The sequence below is a fragment of the Vicinamibacterales bacterium genome (genome assembly GCA_036504215.1).
Classification (GTDB): Bacteria; Acidobacteriota; Vicinamibacteria; order Vicinamibacterales; family Fen-181; genus FEN-299.
This window is the reverse complement of the sequence record DASXVO010000075.1, coordinates 20,063-40,629: the sequence shown is the minus strand read 5'-3', so window position 1 is coordinate 40,629 and position 20,567 is coordinate 20,063. Positions and strand designations below refer to the sequence as shown.

Below are 20,567 nucleotides of genomic sequence, written 5' to 3'. Positions count from 1 at the left end.
CGAGACTCGTCTGGTGCCACATGAAGCTGTCGAGCACCGTCACGGCAAAGCCGCGGTCGAGAAGCGCAGGGACGAGAACGCTGCCGAGGTACCCGGCGCCGCCGGTGACGAGCACATTGGTCATGGTCGAAAGCCCCCGATCCCTGGAGGTCGATTACCTGGTCCCGGACGCTGTGTCGTTCAGCAGGCGGCAAAGATCCGCGATCCACGCCGCCGGGAGACCAGGATAGTTTCCGATATACCAGCCGTAGAAGTGAACATGGTCGACATTCGGGAAGGATGCCGGATCGATCTCCGGGTACAGGCGACGCAGATAGGGCTGACGCAGCTGGTTTCCACCCCCGGACGTTCCACGCCTGAACTCGATCCCGTTGTCGCGAAGCGCCCGTTCGACGCGGTCGCGCAGGCCGGCGTCGGGCTGGCGGAGCACGAGGGTGAAGGCATAGTTGCAGCTGCCCTCCGCGTCGAAATCCGTTTGGAACCAGCGGGTGTCGAGCTGGGCGAGGAAGGCTCGAAAGTTCTCGCGACGCTGGTCGTTGTTTCCGTCGAGGCGCGGGAGCTGGGACCGCCCGATGACGGCGTTCAGTTCCGTGCTGCGGACGTTGTACGCCGGGTATGCGAAGATGAACTCCGGGTTCAGGTCGGGGTGTCGTTGTTCGTAGGCGCCGCGGGTCTCGGCCGAAACGGATTCCCGCACGAGGCCGTGAGACCGGTACATGCGGACGATGTCGAAGATTCGGTCGTCGTTGGTGCACACCATCCCGCCCTCTCCGGTGGTCAGGTGGTGCGCGTAGTAGAAGGAGAAGTTGGACACGAGCCCGAAGGTCCCCAGCTTCCTGCCTCGGAATGTCGCGCCGTGCGACTCGCACACGTCTTCGACGAGCGCAATCCCGCGTGCCCGCAGCTCGTCCAGCAGGCGATCACCGAGCGCGTTGAACCCGAGGACGTGAGTCAGGAAGACAGCGCGCGTCCGCGGCGTCAGCGCGGTGAGTACGCAGTCGGTGTCCATGCCGAGCGTGCGCGGGTTGATGTCGACAAAGACCGGCGCCAGGCCGGCATGGAGCACCGAGGCGATATCGGAGATCCACGTCAGCGTCGGCACGATCACTTCGCCGTCGCCGAAACACTCGCGAACGGCGGCCATCGTGACGAGGTTGGCGGAGGCCCCCGAGTTCACCATGACGCTGTGCTTGACGCCGAGCCATGCGGCCCATTCCTGCTCGAAGGCCCTGACCTGACCCGCCTGCGTGATCATCGGGTTCTCGCCCGCCAGATAGACGGTGAGGGCCTGGAGATCCTCGCGGGTGACGTTGTTCGACATCAACGGCCAATTGAACGCCATCTCCACCCCAGTCACAGTACGGATGCGGCATCGACCGATCGGAAGGGAGTAATCAGCTGGCCGGCGCGCATCTGCTCCTCGGCCGCGTAGTCGGCTTCCGGGTCGAAGAAGATGATCTGGCTCCCGGACGACTCGAAGGCGAACGGCACGTGGATGAGGCGCTCGAGCGCCTGTCGAACGGACTGACGCCGGTCCGGCGGGACGAAGAGAAGCAGGAAGCCGCCCCCGCCGGCGCCTGTCAGCTTGCCGCCGATGGCGCCAGCAGCGCGAGCTGACTCGTACAGGCCATCGACCTCGGTCGAGGAGACGCGGTCACTCAGCCCCTTCTTCACCTGCCAGAGTTCGTGGAGCAAGCGGCCGAAGGTCTCGATGTCACCGCCGGCGCCGAGGACGCTCAGCCCTTCCGAGACCAGGTCCCGCATGATCCGGAGAGGACGGCGGCGGCTGTCGAGACTGCCCAGGAACGTGGCGGCGACGTCGGAGGACGTCCGGGCGATTCCCGTGTAGAACAACATCAGGTGGTTGTTCAGCTCGCGGATCCGATGTGGCGTGAGCGTGACCGGGTGGACGGAGATCTGGCCGTCCGGGTGGAACTCGATGTGATTGAACCCGCCGTGCGCGGCCAATACCTGGTCCTGAGAGCCGACGTTCTCCTTGAGGACCTCCTGCTCGAGGTAAATGGCGTCGAGGGCGAGCTGTCGTTTCCCGACCATGCGCCCGTGCAACGCATGCACTGCGTTCAGCAGGCCTACTGTGAACGATGAACTCGACCCGATGCCGCTGCGCGCGGGAAGGTCACCGTCATGGTGGATTTCCAGGCCGCGGTTGATCGCGAGGTGCGTGAGTACGGCGCGCACGGCGGGATGTTGGATCTCTGCGACAGTCTGGGCGTCTTCGATCTTCGAATAGACGAGGCGGATTCGATGCTGGAAGAACGGTGGCAGGTAGCGGCAGGTGATGTAGCAGTACTTGTCGATGGTCGTCGCGAGGACTTCGCCGCCGTGTTCGCGGTACCACTCCGGATAGTCGGTGCCCCCGCCGAAGAACGAGATGCGGTAGGGCGTTCTGCTGATGATCACGGCTCCTCCCACGTCAGTACGGTCCTCAACTGCCGATTCGGACCGCGGCCGAACGCAGCCCCCCAAGAAGTATCGGTTCGGGGCGGCGGGCGGCGCAGGGTGGTGGTCGACCGATGTCCGTGCCTTCGATCGGCGTGAGTGGCCGTTCGCGTCGGTCGGGAGGGGGACGCCGCTGTAGCGGGTCGAAATCTGGGGAAGGCTGACTCTTCTGGCAACGCCACCCGAAGTGGCGTTGCCCGGGAAGCGAGGCTCAGGCACACAGGTCGCCGCGTACAAGAGAAAGGCCGCCTATCGCGAAGCGACAGGCGGCCTTTGGTATATCCCCGGCAGCGACCTACTCTCCCACAGAGCTACCCCTGCAGTACCATCGGCGGTGGTAGGCTTAACTTCCGTGTTCGGAATGGGAACGGGTGTGACCCTACCCCTATGACCACCGGGAAACTCTTTGAACGGCCCCGCAGACTTACGTCGTGCTCGGCGACATACGCGCCTGAGACGCGGGGCGATTCAAACTTGTAAAAGATCGGGTGACAACTGAATACCCTACAAACGGTAGTTTCGAACGCCGCACGTGCTGATGCGATCGAAATATTTATGGTCAAGCCTCACGGCTGATTAGTACCAGTTAGCTTAGGATGTCGCCATCCTTACACACCTGGCCTATCACCTGGTAGTCTTCCAGGAGCCTTTAGGAGCCTTACGGCTCGGGAGATCTCATCTTGGGGAGGGTTTCACGCTTAGATGCCTTCAGCGTTTCTCCCTTCCGCACGTAGCTACCCAGCGCTACCCTTGGCAGGATAACTGGTACACTAGAGGTGCGTCCATCCCGGTCCTCTCGTACTAAGGACAGCCCCCCGCAAATCTCCTGCGCCCATGGCAGATAGGGACCGAACTGTCTCGCGACGTTCTAAACCCAGCTCACGTACCGCTTTAACCGGCGAACAGCCGGACCCTTGGAACCTGCTACAGCTCCAGGATGCGATGAGCCGACATCGAGGTGCCAAACCTGAGCGTCGATGTGAACTCTTGGCTCAGATCAGCCTGTTATCCCCGGCGTACCTTTTATCCGTTGAGCGATGGCCCTTCCATGCGGAACCACCGGATCACTAAGGCCTGGTTTCCCACCTGCTCGACTTGTAGGTCTCGCAGTCAAGCTCGCTTATGCCTTTGCACTCTACGGCTGATTTCCAAACAGCCTGAGCGAACCTTCGCGCGCCTCCGTTACAGTTTAGGAGGCGACCGCCCCAGTCAAACTACCCGCCTAGCAGTGTCCCTGTTCTGGATAACAGAACGAGGTTAGAACGCCGAAGCAGTAAGGGTGGTATCTCACCGTTGACTCCCCGGACCCCAAAAAGCCCGGTTCAAAGTCTCCCACCTATCCTGCGCATAATGCGTCAGCATTCACTACTAGGTTGTAGTAAAGGTGCACGGGGTCTTTCCGTCTAGCCACGGGTATCCGGCGTCTTCACCGGAACCACAAATTCGCAGTGCCCCTCGTTGAGACAGCGCCCAGATCGTTACGCCATTCGTGCAGGTCGGAACTTACCCGACAAGGAATTTCGCTACCTTAGGACCGTTATAGTTACGGCCGCCGTTTACCGGGGCTTCAGTTCGCAGCTTCGCCTTGCGGCTAACCGCTCCCTTTAACCTTCCGGCACCGGGCAGGCGTCAGGCCCTATACGTCGTATTCGACTTAGCAGAGCCCTGTGTTTTTAGTAAACAGTCGCCTGGGCCTCTTTATTGCAACTCCTTCACGCTTCGCCGGGCGAACCGGCTGACGTTAATGGAGCACCCCTTCTTCCGAAGTTACGGGGCGAGTTTGCCGAGTTCCTAAACGAGGGTTCTCACTTGCGCCTGAGGATTTTCTCCTCGCCTACCTGTGTCGGTTTGCGGTACGGGTACCTGGAATACTCCCTAGAGGCTTTTCTCGGCAGCGTGGCGTGACCGGCTTTGTAGCGCTTGCGCGCTTCGCCATGGCACCTCAGGGAATGTGACCCACCGGATTTACCTGGCGGATCCCCCTACATGCCTGAACCCACACTTCCAATCGTGGGCCCGGTTAGCCTCCTGCGTCCCCCCATCGGTGATAACGTTTTCCAGGTAGTTCGGGAATATTAACCCGATATCCATCCGCTACGCCTTTCGGCCTCGCGTTAGGACCCGACTAACCCTGAGCGGACGAACCTTCCTCAGGAAACCTTAGGCTTACGGCGGAGAGGATTCTCGCCTCTCTTCTCGCTACTTATGCCGGCAGGGTCACTTCTCACCACTCCACCAGTCCTTACGGTCTGGCTTCACTGCTGTGAGAACGCTCCTCTACCACTGTGCAACCCGAAGGTTGCTCCAATCTACGGCTTCGGTACTGTGCTTGAGCCCCGTTATATTGTCGGCCCGGAGCCACTTGACCAGTGAGCTATTACGCTTTCTTTAAAGGATGGCTGCTTCTAAGCCAACCTCCTGGTTGTCTGAGTGTCTCCAGATCCTTTACCACTTAGCACAGATTTTGGGACCTTAGCCGGTAGTCTGGGCTGTTTCCCTTTCGACGATGAAGCTTAGCCCCCACCGTCTGACTCCCGGGATACGTGTCGTTGGCATTCGAAGTTTGGTTGGATTCAGTAAGCTGGTAAGCCCCTTAGTCCATTCAGATCTCTACCACCAACGCCGACCTCCCGAGGCTATCCCTAAAGATATTTCGAGGAGAACGGGCAATCACGAGGTTTGATTGGCCTTTCACTCCTACCCTCAGCTCATCCAAGTTGTTTTCAACCAACACTAGTTCGGGCCTCCACGCGGTGTTACCCGCGCTTCACCCTGGCCAAGGGTAGATCACCTCGCTTCGCGTCTATTCCCAGCGACTAAACGCCCATTTCGGACTCGCTTTCGCTACGGCTCGCTTACGCTTAACCTTGCCACTGAGAATAACTAGCCGGCTCATTATGCAAAAGGCACGCGGTCAGGCAACACCCGGAGCAAGCTCCAGGCAAACGCCCTCCCGCTGCTTGTAGGCATACGGTTTCAGGTACTATTTCACTCCCCTCACAGGGGTGCTTTTCACCTTTCCCTCACGGTACTGGTTCACTATCGGTCGCCAGAGAGTATTTAGCCTTGGAAGATGGTCCTCCCGGATTCCCACGGGATTTCTCGTGTCCCGCGGTACTCAGGAACCTACCCAGCGAGCCAGCATGCTTTCGCCTACGGGGCTGTCACCCTCTATGGCCGCTCGTTCCAGAGCGTTCGACTAGCAAACTGGTTGGTAACTCGCCGGCCTTGCGGCCCGGCAGGCCCTACAACCCCACTGTGCAAGCACAGAGGTTTGGGCTATGTCCGCGTTCGCTCGCCGCTACTAGCGGAATCTCGTTTGATTTCTCTTCCTGCGGGTACTGAGATGGTTCACTTCCCCGCGTTGCCTTCCACACGCCTATGTATTCAGCGTGGGATACCCCGGTATTAACCAGGGTGGGTTTCCCCATTCGGAAATCTCCGGGTCGAAGCCTGTTTGCGGCTCACCGAAGCTTATCGCAGCTTACCACGTCCTTCATCGACTTCTGGCGCCAAGGCATTCACCGTACGCCCTTAGTAGCTTGACCATAAGAACCCGATTTCTTCACATCCGCGGTCGCCCGCGAACACCAAGAAATCAGAGATCGCACTGCGTGTGCTTTGTCAGAAACTACCGTTTGCAGGATATTCAGTTGTCAAAGAACGTCCGCCGCTGGTCTGGCGGGCTCAAAGCTTGGTGGAGAATACCGGGCTCGAACCGGTGACCTCCTGGTTGCAAACCAGGCGCTCTCCCAGCTGAGCTAATTCCCCGAACTCGGTTGTCTGCTTGCGTGGCGCGAGGTGAGATCGATAGGAAGGGAATCCGTCTCGACGTGCTCACCGCACGCTATTCAATTCGCAACAGCCACTCCAAAGTTGGTGGGCCTGACTAGATTCGAACTAGTGACCCCACGCTTATCAAGCGTGTGCTCTAACCAGCTGAGCTACAGGCCCCTGAGCCCTGTATCTCTCCCACGGCCGCCAGGGCCCAAGGCCCCAATGACTCGGCCGATTCTCTCAAAACTAGATAGGCGTGCAAACCAACGACAACCCTGAGTACCAGATCGATCTCGAGAGGCTCTCCGCTCTCGGCTCTCGGCCCTGGGCGAACCCAGAACTCCGAACCTCGAACGTCAAGCGTACTCTAGAAAGGAGGTGATCCAGCCACAGGTTCTCCTACAGCTACCTTGTTACGACTTCACCCCAATCACCGACCATACCTTAGGTACCTGCCTCCCTTGCGGGTTAGCTCAGCAACTTCTAGTACAGCCGGCTTTCGTGATGTGACGGGCGGTGTGTACAAGGCCCGGGAACGTATTCACCGCAGCCTGCTGATCTGCGATTACTAGCGATTCCAACTTCATGCAGGCGGGTTGCAGCCTGCAATCCGAACTGAGACCGGCTTTCTCCGATTAGCTCCCCCTCGCGGGATCGCAGCGGTTTGTACCGGCCATTGTAGCACGTGTGTAGCCCCAGACATAAAGGCCATGCTGACTTGACGTCATCCCCACCTTCCTCCGGTTTATCACCGGCAGTCTCCTCAGAGTGCCCAGCATAACCTGATGGCAACAGAGAACGAGGGTTGCGCTCGTTGCGGGACTTAACCCAACATCTCACGACACGAGCTGACGACAGCCATGCAGCACCTCTAGAAGTGTCCTTGCGGAAGTCGGCTTTCACCGAATGTCACTTCCAGTTCAAGCCTGGGTAAGGTTCTTCGCGTTGCGTCGAATTGAACCACATGCTCCACCGCTTGTGCGGGCCCCCGTCAATTCCTTTGAGTTTCAGCCTTGCGACCGTACTCCCCAGGCGGAATGCTTAACGCGTTAGCTCCGGCACGGCAGGGATCGATACCCGCCACACCAAGCATTCATCGTTTAGGGCCAGGACTACCGGGGTATCTAATCCCGTTTGCTCCCCTGGCTTTCGCGCCTCAGCGTCAATATCGGTCCAGGATGCCGCCTTCGCCACCGGTGTTCCTCCAGATATCTACGCATTTCACCGCTACACCTGGAATTCCGCATCCCTCTCCCGAATTCAAGCCTTCCAGTATCAGACGCAGTTCCCCGGTTGAGCCGAGGGATTTCACGTCTGACTTAGTAGGCCGCCTACGCGCCCTTTACGCCCAGTAATTCCGAACAACGCTTGCCCCCCCCGTATTACCGCGGCTGCTGGCACGGAGTTAGCCGGGGCTTCCTTTAGCGGTACCGTCACTCCCAAGACGTGTTAGGTCCCGGGCCGTTCGTCCCGCTCGACAGGAGTTTACGATCCGAAAATCTTCGTCCTCCACGCGGCGTTGCGTCGTCAGGCTTGCGCCCATTGCGAACAATTCCCCACTGCTGCCTCCCGTAGGAGTCTGGGCCGTGTCTCAGTCCCAGTGTGGCCGTCCGCCCTCTCAGGCCGGCTACGGATCGTCGCCTTGGTGGGCCGTTACCTCACCAACTAGCTAATCCGGCGCGGGCCCCTCTCCAAGCGCCAGGCCTTGCGGTCCCCGGCTTTGATCTCCACCTGTTTAAAGGCAGGATGTTATGCGGTATTAGCGTCCCTTTCGAGACGTTATCCCCCACTCGAAGGCAGGTCACCCACGTGTTACTCACCCGTTTGCCACTCTACTTGGGGCCGAAGCCCCTTTCGCGTTCGACTTGCATGTGTTAGGCACGCCGCCAGCGTTGATTCTGAGCCAGGATCAAACTCTCATGTTAAAGATTGTCGCCTCCAGCAGCCTTGCGGCCGCCTTCAGCAAACGCTTCAACGCGAGAACTTTTGGCTCTGCTGCGTTGTATCGGATTGTCGAATTGCCACGGTTTCGTCAGCTTTCGCGCGCTTACGCGCGCTCCAGCCAGACGCCCGCGGGCTGATACTCGACGGGTTGTGTTCCGACTCCGTCCGCCTCCGCGCTTGCGCGCTTCGGCGAGACCTCATCGGATACTGTGTGTGCTTGCACGCACTATCTAGTTTTCAAAGAACCGACCAGAACGTCGCCACTTTCGCGACTCGCTCCCTAACCACCGTTCGTAAGGGAACCTTCTGATGTTACCCTTGCTCGCCTACCCTGTCAACCCTTTTCTTTCGGGCTGCCAATCTCGCCGAGCAGCGCCCCCAAACAACCTTCGTTTTGGGGAACCTTACGAGCTTACCAACCCTGCCTCCCCTTGTCAACCCTTTTTGTTCCGCGGTGGAACTTCTTGGTTGCCGTGGGTCCCGCTGTGAACTGAGACAAAAATTGCTCCGGTCCAACTGGAGCAATCAGCCACCGTCGTTACGATGGGTCACGTCCGAGGCAGAAGGACAATATAGACCGTCGCCCGTCCATGTGTCAAGTCTCGCTCGCAAGCCTGTCTCGCAGGCCTCTCGCCAATCCCTGGGTCGACGACCGGCGACAGCCCACGCCCCCCCCGCTCCGCCGGAACCCCCACCTTGGAGGGTCATCGGCGAAATGGCACATACTGTTTCGGAGGCCCGACGGTCCGACGGATGCGGAGGCTCCCCGCGTGCATGGTCGATCGGCTCGCTCGAATGCGGACTCGCCGTCGTGTTCGATGACGGCTCGGGCCCGGCAGAGACCACTGGTGATGATCGTCCGCCTGCTCATCGTCGCGCTGATCGTCGCCGCACCCGCGCAGGCGCAGTCGCCCCAGCCGGCGCGAGAGCGCGCCCCCATCTCACGGTGGGAACTGCCGGTGACGATCGCGGGCCTGGCGAGCGCGCTCGCCGCGTCCTCTCTGCTCGATCCCGCGAATTGCCACTGGTGCGAGACAACGGCCTCCGGAGCCGATGCGGTGAACGGCCTCGACCGCTCGGTGCGGAACGCGCTGCGATGGTCCGATGCGAACCTCGGAAGGGCCGACACCCTCAGCTATGTCACCGCGTTCACGCCGCTCGGACTTGTGCTGGTCCGTCGGGACCTGGATGGGCGCGGCATCCTCACGGTCGTCCAGGCGCTGACGACCACGTCGCTCATCGCGCAGACCGTGAAGATTGCGGCCGCACGCGAGCGGCCGTCATATCGCTACCGCAGGCCCGGGTCCGTCGACCAGCCGAACGACCGCAACACGTCGTTCTTCTCCGGGCACACGGCGGATGCCTTCACATTGCTCGTGTCGGTGGCGCATGAAACGGCGGCGCGGGGCCGCCCGACCGGGTGGCTGTGGATCGCAGGGGTGCCGCTCGCGGCAGCGACTGCCTACTTCAGGGTTTCCGCCGATCGGCACTACCTCACCGACGTGATCGCGGGCGCGGGTGTCGGCGTGGCCGTGGGATACGGCATCCCCGCGCTCCAGGATGCCCGGTCCGTCGGGCGTCCGACGATCACGCCGTCGGTCAACGCGCATGGCGGCCAGTTGATCGCCACCTGGACCTGGTGACGGCTCGACCACAGGGGGCGAGGGCCGGGGCCCTACCCCCGGACCCGGACCACGTGTCGGCTTCGCTGTCCCTTGCGCAACACGAACAGCCGCCCGTCGATCGCCTGCTCGAGCGTCAGCCTCGCGCGCTCGTCGGTGACGCGCGCATCGTTCAGATAGACGCCGCCACCCTTGATCAGGCGACCGGCCTCTCCCTTCGACGCCGCGAGGCCCGTCAGGCTCATGACTTCCGCGATCGCGAGGCCCGGCGCGGCGAATCGTGCGGCGTCGATCTCGGTGGATGGGACGTCCGCGAACACCTCGAGCACGTCGTCGGCCTTTGCGTCGGCCATGCTGCCGCCGAACAGGATCCCGCTGGCCCGCTCCGCTCGCGCCACCGCCTCGTCGCCGCGGACGAGCCTCGTGACCTCGCGCGCCAGCTCACGCTGCGCGACCCGCTTCTCGGGCGCCGCCGCCAGTTCGCGCTCGAGTGCCGTCACCTGCTCCTCGGTGAGGAAGGTGAAGTACTTCAGGTATTTCAGCGCGTCGCGGTCGTCGGTGTTCAACCAGAACTGGAAGAACTGGAAGTCGGATGTGCGGGTCGGGTCGAGCCAGATGGCCCCCGCTTCCGTCTTGCCGAACTTCACGCCCGACGCCGTCGTGACCAGCGGCATCACGAGGCCGTGCGCCTTCGCGGCGCGGAGCTTGCGAATCAGATCGCAGCCCGCGGTGATGTTTCCCCACTGGTCGCTCCCACCGAGCTGCAGCGTGCACCGGTAGCGGTCGAACAGGGTGAGGAAGTCGTACGCCTGCAGCATGAGGTACGAGAATTCGGTGTACGAGATCCCGTCCTCCTGCTCGATGCGCCGCTTCACCGACTCCTTCGCGAGCATGTAGTTCACGGTGAAGTACTTGCCCGTGTCGCGGAGGAATTCCATCAGGCTCAACTTCGCCAGCCAGTCGGCGTTGTTGACGATGCGCGCGGGGTTGGCGGCGGCGTTGAAGTCGAGGAACCGCTCGAGCTGGGCTCTAATGCCGACCAGGTTCGCGTCGATCTGCTCGAGGCTCAGGAGTTGGCGCTCCTGGGTCTTCCCGCTCGGGTCGCCAATCATGCCCGTGCCGCCGCCAGCTATCGCGATGGGGCTGTGTCCGAAGCGCTGGAGCCGCGCCAACGCCATCAGCGGCAGGAGCGAGCCCACGTGCAAGCTCGATGCAGTCGGATCGAACCCGATGTAGCAGGTGACCTTCTCACGTGCGAGGACGTCGTGCACCCCCTCGGTCCCCTCGTACACCATGCCCCGCCACTCGAATTCACGGTAGACGTCGCTCGCCATGCTTTCGATCGCCCCTTCCAGAGATGTGAACTGAGTACTATAGCGCGCCGGCCGGTCAGCGGGCCGGCGCGACGAATCGTCGCCCCTCGATCCGCCAGCCGCCGTCGAGCAGAATCCGGATCGCCTCGGGATACAGCCTGTGTTCCTCGACCAGGATGCGTGCCGCCAGCGTGTCGGGCGTGTCGTCGTCGAGCACAACCACCGCGCGCTGAAGGACGATGGGGCCCGCGTCGAGGTCGCGGTCCACGAGATGCACCGTCGCGCCACTGACCTTTGCGCCGTGCGCCCAGGCCTGATGCTGCGCATCGAGACCGGGGAAGGCTGGCAGCAGTGACGGGTGAATGTTGAGGATCTCGTGCGGAAACGCGTCGATGAAGACCGGGCTCAGCAGACGCATGAAACCGGCGAGACACACGAGACCCACGTGTCTGGCGCGCAACTCCCCGGCCAGCGCCCGGTCGTAGTCCTCGCGCGAGGCAAACGCCCGGTGGTCGAGGCAGGCGGTCTCGATGCCGGCCCGTCGCGCGCGTTCGAGACCGGCGGCATCCGCGCGGTTCGATATCACGACCGCAATACGCGCATGCAGCGTGCCGCCCGCGATCGCGTCGACGATCGCCTGCAGATTGCTGCCCCGGCCCGAGATCAGCACGCCGAGCGTCCGATTCATCGGTAGCGCACCAGCCGGTCACCCCGAACCAGCTCGCCGATCACACGGGGCTGTTCGCCACTCGCTCGAAGCGCAGCCAGGAGACGGTCGGCATCCTGCGCGCGACACGCGACGATGAGTCCGATCCCCATGTTGAACGAGCGATACATGTCGTCGGCCGGGACCTGGCCGGCCTTGCCGAGGAATTCGAACAGCGGCGGCACGTCCCAGGCGCGACGGTCGATCACGCCACCAACGCCAGCCGGGAAGATCCGTGGCAGGTTGTCCGTGATGCCGCCACCGGTGATGTGCGCGAGGCCGCGGACCAGGTCATCCTCATCGAGCAGCGGCTCGATCACGCGCAGATAGGATCGATGCACCGCGAGCAGGGCCTCTCCGATGGTCGTGCCGAGTTCAGCGACCACCGAGTCGACACCGAGCCCCAGGATGTCGAATACGATTCGGCGCGCGAGCGAGTAGCCGTTGGTATGGAGGCCGGTCGACGCGAGTCCGATCAGGACGTCGCCGGCCGCGAGCGCCGACCCGTCGACCACCTTCGCCCGATCGACAGCGCCGACGATGAAGCCCGCGAGGTCGTATTCGCCGGCCGCGTAGAAACCCGGCATCTCCGCCGTCTCACCCCCGAGCAGGGCACAGCCGTTGGCGCGGCAGCCGCGCGCGATCCCGGCGACGATCTGCTCGGCCACGTCGGGGGCCAGGCAGCCCGTGGCCAGGTAGTCCAGGAAGAACAGCGGCCGTGCGCCCTGGACCAGGATGTCGTTGACGCAGTGGTTGACGAGGTCCTCGCCCACTGTGTCGTGGCGGTTCGCCATGAAGGCGACCTTGAGCTTCGTGCCCACGCCGTCGGCGCTCGCCACGAGCACGGGGTCGGCGAACCGCCCAGGCTCCACGCGGAACAGGCCGCCGAACGAGCCGATCTCCGACAGCACGCCGGGCGTGAAGGTCGCGCGGGCCAGGCCCTTGATGCGCCGAACCGTTTCGAGGCCGGCGTCGATGTCCACGCCGGAGGTCTTGTAGTCCATCGAGGTCCTCCGACCGCCGCTACGGGCGCTCCACGAGGCGAAGCGGCAACTGCACCTGCGATGCCTGGTCCTTCGGGAACGGGAGCGGGTAGTGCCCCGTGTAACACGACGTGCAGTAGCTGGTCCGGTGCGAGTTGACGGCCGAGAGCAGCCCTTCGAGGCTGAGGTACTGGAGCGAATCGGCCTCGAGGTATTTCCGGATCTCTTCGAGCGTGTGCGTGGCCGCAATCAACTCGGAACGCCGCGGAGTGTCCACCCCGTAGAAGCACGGGGAGATCGTGGGCGGGCAACTGATGCGCACGTGCACTTCCCGGGCGCCTGCCGCCTTGATCATCCGGACGATCTTCCGCGACGTCGTCCCGCGCACGATCGAGTCGTCGACGAGCACGACGCGCTGCCCGTCGAGGATGCTGCGAACCGGATTCAGCTTCACCTTCACGCCGAAGTGGCGGATCGACTGCTGCGGCTCGATGAACGTGCGGCCCACGTAGTGGTTCCTGATGAGCCCCATCCGCAGCGGCAAGCCCGCCTCCTCCGCGTAGCCCGTGGCCGCGCATACGCCGGAATCCGGCACAGGGACCACGACGTCCGCAGGCACGGGGGCCTCGCGCGCGAGCAATCGGCCGAACTCCGTGCGGACGGAATTGACGCTCTCACCGAACACGTAGCTGTCGGGACGGGCAAAGTAGACGTGCTCGAAGATGCAGTGGCAGCGGGGCGCCGGCGGAAACGGCTTGATCGACCGGACACCGGCGGACGACACGATGACGATCTCGCCGGGCTCGACGTCCCGCTCCCAGGTCGCGCTGATGAGATCCATCGCGCACGTCTCGGAGGCGATGACCGTGGCATCGCCGAGGCGGCCCATCGCCAGCGGTCGGAACCCGTGCGGGTCGCGGACCGCGATGAGGCAGTCCTTGGTCGCGAGGACGAGCGAGAACGCGCCCCGGATCTGCGCCAGCGCTTCGATGATCGCCTCCTCGACCGAACCGGCCCTCGACCGGGCGTACAGGTGCAGCACCACCTCGGAATCGCTGCTCGTCTGGAAGATCGCGCCGTCGCGCACCAGGTCGTCGCGCAGTTCGCTCGCGTTGACGAGGTTCCCGTTGTGGCAGAGCGCGATCTGGCCGTGCTGGCAGTCGATCAGGATCGGCTGGGCGTTGACGAGCTTGCTGGCCCCGGCGGTCGAGTACCGCACGTGGCCCACCGCCAGGCTGCCCGCCAGGCGGGCCAACTCGCCCTCGGTGAACACGTCGGCCACGTGGCCCATCGCGCGGTACGCGATCATCCGCTGGCCATCCGACGCCGCGATGCCGGCGCTCTCCTGGCCGCGGTGCTGGAGGGCGTAGAGGCCCAGGTAGGCCATCTTCGACGCTTCCGGATGGCCGCAGATCCCGAACACGCCGCATTCTTCGTGGAGCTTGTCGAACATCATCAGGCCCGTGTCACATCTCGAAATCCGCCGTCGTCGCTGCCGTGACGGCGGCGACAAAGCGCGTCTTCAACTCGTGTTGCGCCGGGTGGTGCAGGTAGTTCTGCAACGCCTTCTTGTCCTCGAACTGGAAGACCGCCGCGTAATCGTAGTCGGGCCCTGGGGCTGCCTCGAGGGTGCCTCCCAGGCGGTAGGTGCCGTCGGTCTCCAGTCGCCTGCCGACATTGAAGCTGAGGATCCCTGGCACGCTCTTCACCGTCCCGTTGATCGTCGCCAGGAGGATTCGACTGTCGTAGTCGGAGAGATCCGGACGCAACGCAAAGAGAATGATGCGCACGACCATGAGCAAACCTCCGTGGGCCGCCGAAGCGCCGCCCGCTCGGGCGGAACGCCCGTGCCACTCCGAGTGTCCGTGCCAACGCGGGCGGCCTCGCCCATTCTGGGGTCCTCCCGACCGGGCCCGTCAGGTGGTGATGGTCTGAAACACCCGATCGAGGATGCGATCGACGTGCCGCAGGTGGACATCGAGATCGAACGCACGCTCGATGTCCGCAGCCGACAGGACGCGGCCAACCTCGACATCCTCGAGCAGGAGCGGCTTGAAGGCCCGTTGTTCCTCGAACGAGCGCATCGCGTTCCGCTGCACCCACTCGTAGGCCTGCTCCCGCGCCACACCCCGGCGTGCGAGTTCCAGCAGGACCGTTCCGGAGAAGACGACACCGCGCGACCGCTCCAGATTCTCGCGCATCCGCTCCGGGTGGACCACCATGTTGCGCACGATTTTCGCGAAGCGGCGGAGCACGTGGTCGAGCGCGATGAAGCTGTCGGGCAGGATTACGCGTTCGACCGACGAGTGCGAGATGTCCCGCTCGTGCCAGAGCGCGATGTTCTCCATCGCCGCCATCGCATTGCCGCGAAGCAGCCGCGCCAGGCCGACCACCTGCTCGCACCCGATCGGGTTTCGCTTGTGCGGCATGGCGGACGAACCCTTCTGCCCGGTCTCGAACGGCTCTTCGACCTCGCCGATCTCGGTCTTCTGCAGGCCGCGGATCTCGAGGGCGAACTTCTCCAGCGACGCCGCGGTGATGGCCAGCGACGACAGGAGTTCCGCGTGACGGTCGCGCTGGATGATCTGAGAGGAGACGGGCGCCGGGTCGAGCCCGAGCTTCGCACACACCGAAACCTCGATCGCCGGGTCGAGGTGCGCGAACGTGCCGACCGCGCCGGAGATCTTGCCGACGCTGATGCCGGCCCGCGCCCGACGCACGCGCTCGACGTCCCGCTGCAGCTCCGCGTACCACAGGGCCAGTTTCAAGCCGAAGGTCATCGGCTCGGCGTGGACGCCGTGGGTGCGGCCGATCATCGGCGTTCGGCGGTGCTCCTCCGCGCGCGCCCGGACGGCGTCGCTCAGTGTTGCCATCCCTTCGAGCACCAGGTCGCACGCTTCGCGCATCTGGAGCGCCTGCGCGGTGTCGATGACGTCCGACGAGGTCAGGCCGAAATGGAGCCAGCGCGCCTCCTCGCCCACGTGCTCGGCCACCGCCGTCGTGAAGGCGATGACGTCGTGGCGCGTCTTCGCTTCGATTTCCTCGATGCGCGCCACGTCGAAGGCTCCCCGCTCACGGATCGCGCGCGCCGCCGCCGCCGGGATGATGCCGGCATCGGCCATGGCTTCCGCCGCCGCGATTTCGACCTGGAGCCACGTCTCGAACCGCCGCTGTTCGCTCCAGATTCGCCCCATCGCGACACCGGTGTATCGGGCAATCACGTCACACCCCTCCCCAGGACAGCCCCTGAGAAATGCCGAGTGAAAAGCGCTCCGTTCAGCATGCAGGACGTCGAACGAGGGCGCTACGACAGCGTCAGGCGATCGATCGGATAGTGCCACCCGTCGAGCGGGCCCAGCACGGTTCCGGCGAGCCCGCCGTTCACGAACAGATCGCGCGCCACCCGCTGCACATCGTCCACCGTGACCCGCTCGACGCCTTCGAGCGTCTCGTCGAGGCCGAAACGCCGGTCGCCGTAGATCTCCTGGCGGGCGACGTGCGACATCCGGCTCGCGGTGTTCTCGAGGCTCAGCATCATGCTGCCCTTGAGGTGATCCTTGGCTCGACGGAGCTCGGTCTCGGGAATCGGCTCGTTCTTCACGCCCCGGAGTTCCTCGACCGTCACATCAATCACCTCGGCCACCGCCTCGGTCGCACACCCGGCATAGATCGTCAGCGCACCGGCATCGCGGTACGCGCTCAGACTGCTGAAGACCGCATACGCCAGCCCGCGCTTCTCACGCACGTTCTGGAACAGCCGCGAACTCATCGACCCGCCGAGCAGCGTGTTCAGCACGTAGCTGACGTAGCGGTCCTCGTGGCTCTGTGAATAGCCGCTCGTGCCGAGGACGATGTGGCTCTGCTCGAGATCCTTGTTCCGCACGGCAAACCGGGGCAGGACGCGGGGCACGATATCGGCCGCTACCTCGCCGGTCGGCGTGAGGTCGGCAAACGCCCGCTCCACCAACTCCCCGACGCGCGCATGGTCCAGGTTGCCGACCGCGGCAACGACGAAGTTGTTCGCCGTGTAGACGCGCCGGAAGTAGTCGCGAAGCGTCTCCTGGGTCAGCGCATCCACTGTGTCAGGCGTCCCGAGAATCGGCCGGCCGAGCGGGTGGCCTTCCCAGAACGTCTGCGTGAACAACTCGTGGACCAGGTCGTCGGGCGTGTCCTCGACCATCTTGATTTCTTCGAGGATGACCTTCTTCTCACGCTCGATGTCGTCGGCGTCGAACGCCGGGTGCAGCACGATGTCGGAGAGAATCTCCATGGCCAGCGGCAGGTGCTCGTCGAGCACCTTGATGTAGTAGCCGGCGTATTCCTTGGCCGTGAAGGCATCGAGTTGTCCGCCGATCGAATCGATGGCCTGCGCGATGTCCTCGGCGCTCCGCGTTGCCGTGCCCTTGAACAGCATGTGCTCCACGAAGTGGGCAATCCCGCTGCGTTCCTCGGGCTCGTGACGCGACCCCCGCGTCAGCCACACGCCCACGCTGATGGAACGGACGTGCGGCATCGATTCGGTGAGAAGACGAAGGCCGCTTCCGAGGACCTCGCGGACGATCATGGTGTGCTCGGTTCCCAGTGTGACGTGTTGGCGGAGGGGTGGAGCGTACGGGTGGACCGAGTCGTCAATGGTCCGCAAATCGTTGACAGAAAAGGAATTATCACCACCAGACACCCTGATGATAACATGCCCGGTGCCTGACCTTCAACGGGAAGCTTCCGCGCCGATCGGGCATAATAGCGGGAGTATCCCACTCCGGAAAGCCAGGTCAAACCGTGCCCCACCCATCCCTGCCGACCGATATCGGCGGCTTCGAACGCCGCGAACTCGAGACCCTGCTACGCGATCGGGGCATTCCCACGTTCCACGCCCGCCAAATCTACCGCTGGGTGTTCAAACGCGGCGTGACCGACTTCGACCGCATGACCGATCTGTCGAAAACCTTGCGGGCGGATCTGGGCCAGGCGGTGAGGGTGTCCACCCCGGCCATCACCGGACGTGAGCGGGCGTCGGACGGAACCGAAAAGCTGCTGCTCCAGCTCGCCGACGGCCGCCGTATCGAGGCGGTGTTCATCCCCGACTCGCCCGGACAGACCTTCTGCATCTCGACGCAGGTCGGCTGCGCGATGAACTGCGCGTTCTGCCTGACGGGCAAGATGGGTCTCACGCGAAACCTCGACGCGGGTGAGATCGTCGGTCAGGTTCGTGTCCTGGCACGCGAACTCGGCCTCCTCGACGCCAGGTTCAACATCGTGCTGATGGGAATGGGCGAGCCGCTCCACAACTACGACCAGACGATGAGGGCGCTGCGGATTCTGGGCGACGAGGACGGGCTGGCGGTGTCGCCGAGACGCGTGACGCTATCCACGGTCGGCCTGGTCCCCGCACTCGACCGTCTCGCCCAGGAACCGTACATGCCGAACCTGGCTGTCTCACTTCACGCGACGACGGAAGCCCAGCGCGACCTGCTGGTTCCCCTCAACAGGAAGTACAGCATCAGCGAGGTCATCGCGGCCTGCCAGCGATTCCCCGTCAAACGACGCGAACGCATCACGTTCGAGTACGTGATGCTGGCGGACGTGAACGATACGCCAGAGGACGCGCACCAACTCGTCCACATGCTCAACGGCGTCCGCTCGAAGGTGAACCTCATCCCGCTCAACGAGGCGGCGGGTATCCCGTTTTCCCGCCCATCCGACGATCGTGTCGATCGGTTCGCGCAGATTCTGGCCGATCACCGCCTGACGGTTTCGGTACGGAAGAGCCGCGGGCGCGATATCCGCGCGGCCTGCGGTCAACTCATCGTCGAGGGACAGACGAAATCGGCGGGGCAGAAACTTGCGGATGCGATGCGCTGAACGGCCGGCCGGAAGGCCATCCTATGGGGTCGGGGCCGTTCTCCTCTTCCTTCTGATCGCGCGGATCGTCAGCGGGATGAACGCCGCCAGGACGCAGAGCGCCACCAACACGAACGCCAGCACCAACAGCGGCTGCAGCATGGCCAGTGGCGTCAAGACGAAGGCGATGACGTCCTCGGCGAGGCTCAGCAGCACGCCGAGGCCGAAGACGTGCCCGCCAACCGACGCGCTCGCGAGACGCGTTCCGGCCTTTCCGGCATGTGCGGACAGGGCGACGCCGCCGGCGGCGAGCAACAGCGCCACCTCGCCCGGTTCCGAGAACCCGGCTCCGCCGATCGTGCGCCACGCGATCCACGCCGCACCGATCGGGCGGATGAACGTGTGGACGAGATCCCATGCATGGTCGACGGCGGGGATCTTGTCGGCCAGGAACTCGATGACATACATGACGCCGGCCACGCCGAGCACAATCGGGTCGCCGAGGATCGCCAGACTCGACAGCTGGCCGGGGAGCGCCACCCAGCCAACGCGGACGGCCAGGCCGATGACGAGCACGGTCGCGTAGAGATTCAGCCCCGCGCTGAACGCGAAACCGAGCGTCGTTCCGAGCAGCGCCAGCGTCTTCACGCCACCACCTCCCCGCGCAGCGGATCCGCGTGCAGCAGCCTGACCCGCACGCGCACGTTTCGTGAATGGCCCGGCGAAATGCGTACCTTCAGGTAGTTGTCCGTCAGCACGAGCGTCCCGTCACCGAGCGTCAGCCCATTGCGAGTCGTCGACAGCATGCGGGACACGAAGCGATCGGTCAGGGCCCGACCAAGCCGACGCGCCGTGTCAGCCCGGCGGCGGATCTCGGCGACACCGACTTTCGACGGAAAGGCTGCCGCCGCGGTTCCGGGCCGATCGGAATACGGAAAGACGTGGAGATGCGTCAGCGACGCCTGCTCGAGATAATCCGCGAGCGCCTGGAAGTCGCGGTCGGTCTCTCCAGGGAATCCGACGATGACATCGCCGCCGATCGCGGCCTCCGGCAGGCGATCGCGAACATGATCGATCAATCGGTTCCAGGTTTCAAACGAATATGGGCGCCTCATCATCTCGAGCATCCGCGCGCTCACGTGCTGAAAGGGAAGATGCAGGTGGGGCAGGAAGCGGCGCGAGCCTGCGACGAAATCGACAATCCCACACGTGCAGTCCATCGGCTCGAGCGAGCTGATTCGGAACCTCACGTCGCCCGGCACACGATCGAGGGCTGTGAGCAGATCGGCCAGCGACGACGCCGGCCGGAGATCGCGCCCATACGAGCCGAGATGCACGCCGGTCAGCCACAGTTCCCGGTATCCCGCTGCCTCGAGCCGCCGAACCTGGCGCAGCACGCCCTCCAGCGGTTGGCTGCGGCTGACGCCGCGGGTGCTCGGCACGATGCAGTAGCTGCAAGACCCGTCGCAGCCGGTCTGCACGCGAAGCGGATAGGCGGTGCGCCCGGCGGTGCCCGGGATGGGCGCCTGGTGTCGAAACGGCTCGACCGCCCGTATTTCGGGGTCGGCGTACTGATCGAGCCAGTCGGTGAACTGCTGCTTGCCGTCGTTCGGCAGCAGCGCCACGACACCGGGCAGTCGGTCGAGATCGCCCGGCAGACGCGTCGCGTAGCACCCGGTGGCGAGAATGTGCGCGTTCGGATTCGCCCTGGCGATTCGGCGGATGGCGCTTCTTGCGCTCCGGTCCGCCGATGCCGTCACCGTGCACGTGTTGACGACAACCACGTCGGCGGTCTCGGGCGGGGCCGGCACACCACCACACGCATGCAGGTCGCGCTCGAAGTCGAACGAGTCGGCCTGGTTGACGCGACAGCCGAACGTCAGGATGGCGTACTTCAAGGCTCTGGGCTCTCGACTTTCGG

General features: G+C 63.8%; 13 protein-coding genes, 2 tRNA genes and 3 rRNA genes. 2 read left to right on the top strand and 16 right to left on the bottom strand.

Going from position 1 to position 20,567, the window contains the following annotated elements:
* Nucleotides 1-154: 154 nt before the first annotated feature.
* From VGK32_20355 to VGK32_20325, 7 genes are all read right to left on the bottom strand, one after another.
* Nucleotides 155-1,342, bottom strand: a complete 1,188-nt coding sequence (locus VGK32_20355; protein HEY3384118.1) for a DegT/DnrJ/EryC1/StrS aminotransferase family protein — start codon at nucleotides 1,340-1,342, stop codon at nucleotides 155-157.
* An 11-nt stretch (nucleotides 1,343-1,353) separates the two neighbouring features.
* Nucleotides 1,354-2,421, bottom strand: coding sequence for a hypothetical protein (locus VGK32_20350; protein HEY3384117.1), 1,068 nt, complete (start codon nucleotides 2,419-2,421; stop codon nucleotides 1,354-1,356).
* 321 nt (nucleotides 2,422-2,742) lie between these two features.
* A 5S ribosomal RNA gene (gene rrf / locus VGK32_20345) occupies nucleotides 2,743-2,859 on the bottom strand.
* Nucleotides 2,860-3,015: 156 nt separating this feature from the next.
* Nucleotides 3,016-6,008 (bottom strand): 23S ribosomal RNA (locus tag VGK32_20340).
* Between the two features lie 147 nt (nucleotides 6,009-6,155).
* Nucleotides 6,156-6,231 (bottom strand) — tRNA-Ala (locus tag VGK32_20335).
* A 106-nt stretch (nucleotides 6,232-6,337) separates the two neighbouring features.
* A tRNA-Ile gene (locus VGK32_20330) sits at nucleotides 6,338-6,414 on the bottom strand.
* Between the two features lie 194 nt (nucleotides 6,415-6,608).
* Nucleotides 6,609-8,162, bottom strand: a 16S ribosomal RNA gene (locus VGK32_20325).
* Together the 16S, 23S and 5S rRNA genes with 2 tRNA genes alongside form the textbook arrangement of a ribosomal RNA operon.
* Before the next feature lie 870 nt (nucleotides 8,163-9,032).
* Here VGK32_20325 and VGK32_20320 point away from each other — a divergent pair.
* A complete protein-coding gene (locus VGK32_20320) occupies nucleotides 9,033-9,824 on the top strand; it encodes a phosphatase PAP2 family protein (GenBank protein HEY3384116.1) in 792 nt (263 codons plus the stop codon).
* A 32-nt stretch (nucleotides 9,825-9,856) separates the two neighbouring features.
* On the opposite strand, the gene tyrS is transcribed toward VGK32_20320, so the two are convergent.
* From tyrS to VGK32_20285, 7 genes are all read right to left on the bottom strand, one after another.
* Entirely contained in the window at nucleotides 9,857-11,137 is a 1,281-nt protein-coding gene (gene tyrS / locus VGK32_20315) for a tyrosine--tRNA ligase (protein ID HEY3384115.1), read from the bottom strand.
* Nucleotides 11,138-11,192: 55 nt separating this feature from the next.
* A complete protein-coding gene (gene purN, locus VGK32_20310) occupies nucleotides 11,193-11,804 on the bottom strand; it encodes a phosphoribosylglycinamide formyltransferase (protein ID HEY3384114.1) in 612 nt (203 codons plus the stop codon).
* Nucleotides 11,801-12,826: a phosphoribosylformylglycinamidine cyclo-ligase gene (gene purM / locus VGK32_20305; GenBank protein ID HEY3384113.1), complete on the bottom strand. Its 1,026-nt coding sequence runs from the start codon at nucleotides 12,824-12,826 to the stop codon at nucleotides 11,801-11,803. Before purM ends, purN begins: the two co-directional genes overlap by 4 nt.
* Nucleotides 12,827-12,845: 19 nt before the next feature.
* Entirely contained in the window at nucleotides 12,846-14,261 is a 1,416-nt protein-coding gene (gene purF, locus VGK32_20300) for an amidophosphoribosyltransferase (GenBank protein ID HEY3384112.1), read from the bottom strand.
* Nucleotides 14,262-14,271: 10 nt separating this feature from the next.
* Entirely contained in the window at nucleotides 14,272-14,601 is a 330-nt protein-coding gene (locus VGK32_20295; GenBank protein ID HEY3384111.1) for a Dabb family protein, read from the bottom strand.
* Nucleotides 14,602-14,721: 120 nt separating this feature from the next.
* Nucleotides 14,722-16,026 (bottom strand): adenylosuccinate lyase, encoded by a 1,305-nt coding sequence (gene purB / locus VGK32_20290; GenBank protein ID HEY3384110.1) that lies wholly within the window; start codon nucleotides 16,024-16,026, stop codon nucleotides 14,722-14,724.
* Between the two features lie 83 nt (nucleotides 16,027-16,109).
* Nucleotides 16,110-17,369, bottom strand: coding sequence for a pitrilysin family protein (locus VGK32_20285; protein HEY3384109.1), 1,260 nt, complete (start codon nucleotides 17,367-17,369; stop codon nucleotides 16,110-16,112).
* Between the two features lie 215 nt (nucleotides 17,370-17,584).
* Between VGK32_20285 and rlmN the strand changes: the two genes are divergently transcribed.
* Nucleotides 17,585-18,667 carry a 23S rRNA (adenine(2503)-C(2))-methyltransferase RlmN gene (rlmN, locus tag VGK32_20280; GenBank protein ID HEY3384108.1) on the top strand — a complete coding sequence of 361 codons (1,083 nt, stop codon included), beginning with the start codon at nucleotides 17,585-17,587 and terminating at the stop codon, nucleotides 18,665-18,667.
* Between the two features lie 21 nt (nucleotides 18,668-18,688).
* Here rlmN and VGK32_20275 read toward each other — a convergent pair whose 3' ends face one another.
* Together VGK32_20275 and VGK32_20270 are read right to left on the bottom strand one after the other, a co-directional pair.
* Nucleotides 18,689-19,294 carry a DUF4126 domain-containing protein gene (locus tag VGK32_20275; GenBank protein ID HEY3384107.1) on the bottom strand — a complete coding sequence of 202 codons (606 nt, stop codon included), beginning with the start codon at nucleotides 19,292-19,294 and terminating at the stop codon, nucleotides 18,689-18,691.
* Nucleotides 19,291-20,544, bottom strand: a complete 1,254-nt coding sequence (locus tag VGK32_20270; protein ID HEY3384106.1) for a MiaB/RimO family radical SAM methylthiotransferase — start codon at nucleotides 20,542-20,544, stop codon at nucleotides 19,291-19,293. Before VGK32_20270 ends, VGK32_20275 begins: the two co-directional genes overlap by 4 nt.
* Nucleotides 20,545-20,567 lie beyond the last annotated feature (23 nt).

Bases quoted from the DNA above. Each gene is read 5' to 3' on its own strand.
- VGK32_20355 (HEY3384118.1), bottom strand. From the start codon at position 1,342: ATGGCGTTCAATTGGCCGTTGATGTCGAACAACGTCACCCGCGAGGAT.
- VGK32_20320 (HEY3384116.1), top strand. From the start codon at position 9,033: ATGATCGTCCGCCTGCTCATCGTCGCGCTGATCGTCGCCGCACCCGCG.
- tyrS (HEY3384115.1), bottom strand. From the start codon at position 11,137: ATGGCGAGCGACGTCTACCGTGAATTCGAGTGGCGGGGCATGGTGTAC.
- purN (HEY3384114.1), bottom strand. From the start codon at position 11,804: ATGAATCGGACGCTCGGCGTGCTGATCTCGGGCCGGGGCAGCAATCTG.
- purM (HEY3384113.1), bottom strand. From the start codon at position 12,826: ATGGACTACAAGACCTCCGGCGTGGACATCGACGCCGGCCTCGAAACG.
- purF (HEY3384112.1), bottom strand. From the start codon at position 14,261: ATGATGTTCGACAAGCTCCACGAAGAATGCGGCGTGTTCGGGATCTGC.
- VGK32_20295 (HEY3384111.1), bottom strand. From the start codon at position 14,601: ATGGTCGTGCGCATCATTCTCTTTGCGTTGCGTCCGGATCTCTCCGAC.
- VGK32_20285 (HEY3384109.1), bottom strand. From the start codon at position 17,369: ATGATCGTCCGCGAGGTCCTCGGAAGCGGCCTTCGTCTTCTCACCGAA.